Origin of the sequence: Sulfurimonas sp., assembly GCF_023229105.1 — a bacterium.
In the GTDB taxonomy this organism is placed as follows: domain Bacteria; phylum Campylobacterota; class Campylobacteria; order Campylobacterales; family Sulfurimonadaceae; genus Sulfurimonas.
On sequence record NZ_JALNZY010000106.1, the window covers coordinates 1 to 5,184 of the forward strand.

Here is a 5,184-nt window from a genome sequence, read left to right on the forward strand (position 1 = left end):
TCATATGCAACAAAAATAGATAAACGAACACTTCACACACTTATTTTTTATCTTTTAATTTTTTTAAGTTTAGTTCTTTTTAGCCATATTTTTATAGAGGTAAAGAGTGCCCTCATACTCCCGTTAATACTTCAAATTGTATTAGGTTTTATTATCGGTATTGGCATCGGTATGGTTAGTTCACTCTTAGGCGTCGCAGGAGGAGAATTATTAATCCCTACTATCGTACTTTTGTATGCTACAGACATTAAAACAGCAGGAACACTAAGTCTAGCCATCTCACTTCCTACACTATTAGTAGGTCTTTATAGGTACCACAAAAACGGCAGACTTTTAGAAGTTTTAAGCTTTAGAGATATTTTAATATGGATGTCTATCGGTTCGATTATTGGCGCTTTTATCGGCGCTACACTCTTTGGAAAAACGGATGCCAAAATCATAGAACTACTCTTAGCCATCATACTTTTACTCTCTGCATACAAACTATTTAAAAAGGAGAAAAAATGAAAATAATTTTATCGGTTTTTGTACTTTTTTTTACAACTGCTTATGCTAAAAGCATCACAGATGATCAGGGAAGAGTTGTTGAAGTTCCTGATACTATAACTAAGATTTATTCGGCTTCGCCGCCTCTTAGTATGTCTCTTTTGGCATTTAACCCTGATTTAGTTGCAGGACTTAACTCTCCATTTAACAAAATGCAAAAAAAGTATGTGGGAAGTGCATACAATAAACCTGTTGTGGGCGGTTTTATGGGGCAAGGAAACACTCCAAATTTTGAGATTTTAGCCAGCACAAAACCAGATGTCGTCATCATGTGGACTAGGATGCGAGGATATGAGAAGATATTGGCAAAACTTGAAAAACTTGGCATCCCTGTTTTGCTTGTAAACAACGAATCCATCTATGACCTAATCACTCAGTTTGAACTATTTGCAACACTAACAGGCGAGCATGCGAGGGCAGATGAGCTTATAGCATACACCAAAAAGAGTCTCTCTCTCGTGGAGCAGCTACAAGAGAAGCTCACAAAGCAAAAAGAGGTTCGTTACTACTTTGCACAAGGCGTAGATGGGCTTAACAGTGAGTGTGATGGCTCTTTTCATCTTGAGCCGTTTAAGTATGCGGGGGCAAAAAATGCGCTTGATTGCAAGATGAGTTCAAATTATGGGATGGAGAAGATAGCTTTTGAGACTATTCTTTTAAGCGACCCTGATGTGATTGTTGCTATGGAGAGCGTTTTTGTAGAGGAGATTGGCAAAAATCAAAGATTTAAAAGCCTCAGAGCTATAAAAGATGCAAAGCTTTTTCTCGTGCCCTCACATCCATTCAACTACATCTCAAGACCGCCCTCTTTTATGCGACTTCTTGGCATCAGATGGCTTATAGACTCTTTTTATCCATCGCTTAGAACAAAATCCTTTGAAGAGGATAAAAAAGAGTTTGAGAGGCTCTTTTTTCCTCAGCTAAAAGAGAGTTGAAATGCTTGTTGAGAAACTTTTAGGGGTTGCCATTATCGGGGTTGATCCAGTGTTATGGGTACTGCTTTCTATGAGCGTTCTCTCTTTTGGTGTGATTATGGAGAGAGCACTTGTATTTGGATATGTTAAAAAAAGAGTTCATGAACTCTCTATGATAGAGGTGAGAATTTTACTTGAAAAAAGATTGGGAGTGCTTGCAACATTTGGCAATAACGCTCCTTTTATTGGGCTTTTTGGAACAGTTCTTGGAATCATCAACGCTTTTCACACGCTCTCAAGGGGAAGTGAATTTGGTATCAATGCAGTTATGGGTGGCATCTCAGAAGCTCTTGTTGCAACTGCAACTGGACTTTTTGTAGCAATTCCAAGCGTCATAGCCTACAACTACTTTGTAAGAAAAATAAAGATGATACTTCTAAACATGGAGGCAAAAGCGTCATGAAGACAGACAATGTCTATGAAGACAACGAAATATCGGAGATAAACATGACTCCCTTTGTGGATATTGTTCTTGTCATCTTGGTTATTTTCATGGCAACGGCAACTTTTGTTGCAGAGGGCAAGATAGCTATCTCTCTGCCAAAAGCTACGCAAAATGAGCAAGCAGTTGAGCCGACAAAACCGATAATCATAACCATAGACAAAGATGGAAAGTTTTACTTTGAGGAGAATCTTGTAGAGACGCAAGCCCTTAGTGATGAACTCATAAAAAACCATGATAGAGCTTCAAGGGATGGCGTTATTCTTCGCAGTGACGCAAAGACATCGTTTGAGTATGTTGTAAAAGCCATGGATGTCTGCAAACAAAACAGCATCTCAAAGTTTTCTATCCAGACGCAGGAGTAGTTATGATAAGCAATTTTTACACTAGAGCCATGATATCAGTAGCATCTACCACTCTCTTGCATGCTTCGATATTTTACACTCTAAATGAGATAGAGCCAAATATCACTCCCTCACAAAGAGTGGTGGAGATAGCATCTATTGAGAGTCTCAAAAAAGAGAAAAAAGAGCTCCAAGTTGCAGTGGCAGAGCAAAAACCAGAGCCGCTACCAAAGCCTGTGCCAAAACCAGTACAAGAGCCAAAACCAGTTCAAAAGTTAAAACCAGAACCAGTGGTAAAAGCAGAGCCAGTAGCAAAACCAAAACCTATAGTAGAGCAAAGTCCCACTCCTCTTAAAGAACCTTTGCTAGTCGCTCAAAATGAAGTAAAAAATATGGAGGCAAAAGAAGATACAAAAAATAATGCAGATATTGAGCCAACATCGCCTATAAAAAGCACTCAAAAGAGCCAAGAGGCACAAAAGGCTTCATCCATAAAAGAGGCTAATGAGATAGAGCAATACCTCTTTAAAATAAGAGCGAAAATCCAAGAAAACCTAAGATATCCGCCTCTTGCAAGAAGGCTTAAAATCGAGGGAGAGAGTGTTGTTCGCTTTGAGATATCAAGTGATGGGAGCGTAAATGTCTCATCCATTGGGATAAAAAAGTCAAGCGGACATGAGAGCTTAGACAGACAAGCGATGCAAACCATCCAAGATGTTTCGCCTTTCGATGCTCCGCCAAAAGAGGTAATATCTATAATATTGCCTGTTTCATTTAATTTAAACAGATAAAGGAGATATAAAAATGAGTGAGTTTTTAACAAAAAGTGAAGAAAAAATAGAGAAGATTGTGAAGTTTCACAGATCTTTTGATGAGATGAATCAAAGTCAAAGACAAGCATGGCTTGAGGAGATGGGGGATATAAATATCGAGCATTTTTTTAAAGCAAATCAGAGAGTTTTTGATGAAGATGGCCCTAGAGAGCGAAGTATTCCAAGGAGAGAGTTTTTTTTGGATGTGATTAAAAACAGAGTAAAATCAGACCCTCTTTTACAGCCAAAAGGACACCCTGTAACGAACTACCTGCAAGAAAATATCCACATAAGAAAACTTTGCGAGAAGATAACAGATACCTTTTGCGTAGAGGAGATAGCAAGTTATGATACAACGCTCAATCTTTTGTATGAACTCTCTAAAATCCATACGCACTACTTAAGAAAAGAGGATCAACTCTTTCCATACTTAGAAAAACACAACTTTACTTATCCAAGTACGGGAATGTGGAAGTTTCAAGATGAGATAAGAGCAAACTTAAAAATGGTTATAAAAGCATTTGAGAAAAATGAGCTAAATGAAGAGATGCAGACTCTTATGCGTGACGTTATACAAGATATTTTCGACATGACAACCAGAGAAGAGAAGATGCTGCTTCCTACATCTGTAAAACTGTTCTCTCATGATGAGTGGAAAAAAATGAGCAAAGAAGAGAAAGAGATAGGTTATGTCTTCATTCAAAACCCTCCACTATGGCCAACAAATGAGAGTAAAAAACCAGATATGGCATCATCACTAAGTTCAATATTTCTCCAAGAAGGTTCTCTCTCACAAGAGCAACTAAACCTCTTTTTTAGCCATCTGCCTTTTGATGTAACTTTTGTAGATGAGAATGACAGAGTGGCGTTTTTCAACCAAGGTAGTGAGAGAACTTTTTTAAGAAGTCCAGGGATAATTGGAAGAGAAGTAAAGTTTTGTCACCCTCCAAAGAGTGTTGATACAGTTTTAGTCATCTTGGAAGCTTTTAAGGCAGGAACTAAAGAGAGTGCTGAATTTTGGATAACTTTTGGTGGAAGATTGATTCACATCAGATACTTTGCTCTTAGAGATGAAGATAAAAACTACAAAGGCGTAGTTGAGATAACGCAAGATATTACAGAGATACAAAAGATAGAGGGCGAGAGACGCCTTTTAGATTGGGCATAATATATTTATTTATATATCGTTATGTATAAGAAGACATAACACTAAAAGGGGTTAAAAGAATGGTTAAAGTTAAACGTATGGAAAATAAAGAGCACAAAGGCGGATCAAACCCTCAAAGTTTTGACCGCATTGTGCGAGAAGTTTTTGCACCTATATACCCCGTAATTGCACAACAGATAAAGGAAAAAACTGGAGTGATATCTGGTAGATGCTTTGATGCTGGATGCGGTACTGGAGCACTTGGACGAGCAATGGCAAGTATTACGGACTTACATATCACTTTTTTCGACCAATCGCCTGAGATGCTCTTGCTCGCTAGAGATTATGCAAAGAGTGAAAACATTTTAGATAAAAGTGATTTTTTAAACGGCGACATCCATAATATAGATATGAAAGATGAGAGCATAGACATAGTCATAAGCCGCGGTTCTTCGCCGTTTTGGGATGATTGGGATAAGGCTTATAGTGAAATACTAAGAATATTAAAAGTCGGCGGACACGCTTACATAGGCGGAGGATTTGGCACAAAAGAGCTAAGAGCTCAAATAACCGCTCACATGAGCAAAGAAAAACCAGATTGGAGAGACTCGTTTAAAGAGCGAGTAAAAACAGAGCGAGAGGCCTTGCCACAAATACTAAACTCACTAAATCCAGCACAACACACCATCATAGATGATGAGAGCGGTTGGTGGGTTTTTATAACGAAGTAAATAGGAAGATGAAAAATGAAATTTAAAATAAAACTAAGTCTTTGCCTTGTTGCAATTTTAGCTGCAAGCAGTTCCTTTGCACAAAGCAATTATAAGCTAGAAAAAGTTAGTGTAAGTGAAAATGAAAACCCTAGAACACTCTCCCAAAATGAGGCTTTTAGTGCACCTGAGACTTCAAAACTTGCCAT

The 5,184-nt window shown here is 38.1% G+C and carries 7 protein-coding genes; all 7 read left to right on the top strand.

Features of this window, described 5'->3' with window-relative positions; all coding sequences use genetic code 11:
• Positions 1 to 507 (top strand): sulfite exporter TauE/SafE family protein (locus tag M0Q17_RS10580; RefSeq protein WP_295086654.1); only part of this gene is annotated, 507 nt, incomplete at its 5' end.
• Complete coding sequence (locus tag M0Q17_RS10585) at positions 504 to 1,481, top strand: ABC transporter substrate-binding protein (protein WP_295086656.1); 978 nt, start codon at positions 504 to 506, stop codon at positions 1,479 to 1,481. The genes M0Q17_RS10580 and M0Q17_RS10585, both read left to right, overlap by 4 nt.
• 1 nt (position 1,482) lies before the next feature.
• A complete protein-coding gene (locus M0Q17_RS10590) occupies positions 1,483 to 1,923 on the top strand; it encodes a MotA/TolQ/ExbB proton channel family protein (RefSeq protein ID WP_295086658.1) in 441 nt (146 codons plus the stop codon).
• Entirely contained in the window at positions 1,920 to 2,327 is a 408-nt protein-coding gene (locus M0Q17_RS10595; protein WP_295086661.1) for a biopolymer transporter ExbD, read from the top strand. Before M0Q17_RS10590 ends, M0Q17_RS10595 begins: the two co-directional genes overlap by 4 nt.
• 2 nt (positions 2,328 to 2,329) lie before the next feature.
• On the top strand, positions 2,330 to 3,097 hold the full coding sequence (locus M0Q17_RS10600) for an energy transducer TonB (RefSeq protein WP_295086663.1): 768 nt from the start codon (positions 2,330 to 2,332) through the stop codon (positions 3,095 to 3,097).
• A gap of 13 nt (positions 3,098 to 3,110) precedes the next feature.
• Positions 3,111 to 4,286 carry a PAS domain-containing protein gene (locus M0Q17_RS10605; RefSeq protein ID WP_295086665.1) on the top strand — a complete coding sequence of 392 codons (1,176 nt, stop codon included), beginning with the start codon at positions 3,111 to 3,113 and terminating at the stop codon, positions 4,284 to 4,286.
• A gap of 59 nt (positions 4,287 to 4,345) precedes the next feature.
• Positions 4,346 to 4,996, top strand: coding sequence for a class I SAM-dependent methyltransferase (locus tag M0Q17_RS10610; protein WP_295086667.1), 651 nt, complete (start codon positions 4,346 to 4,348; stop codon positions 4,994 to 4,996).
• The last annotated feature ends 188 nt before the right edge of the window (positions 4,997 to 5,184 follow it).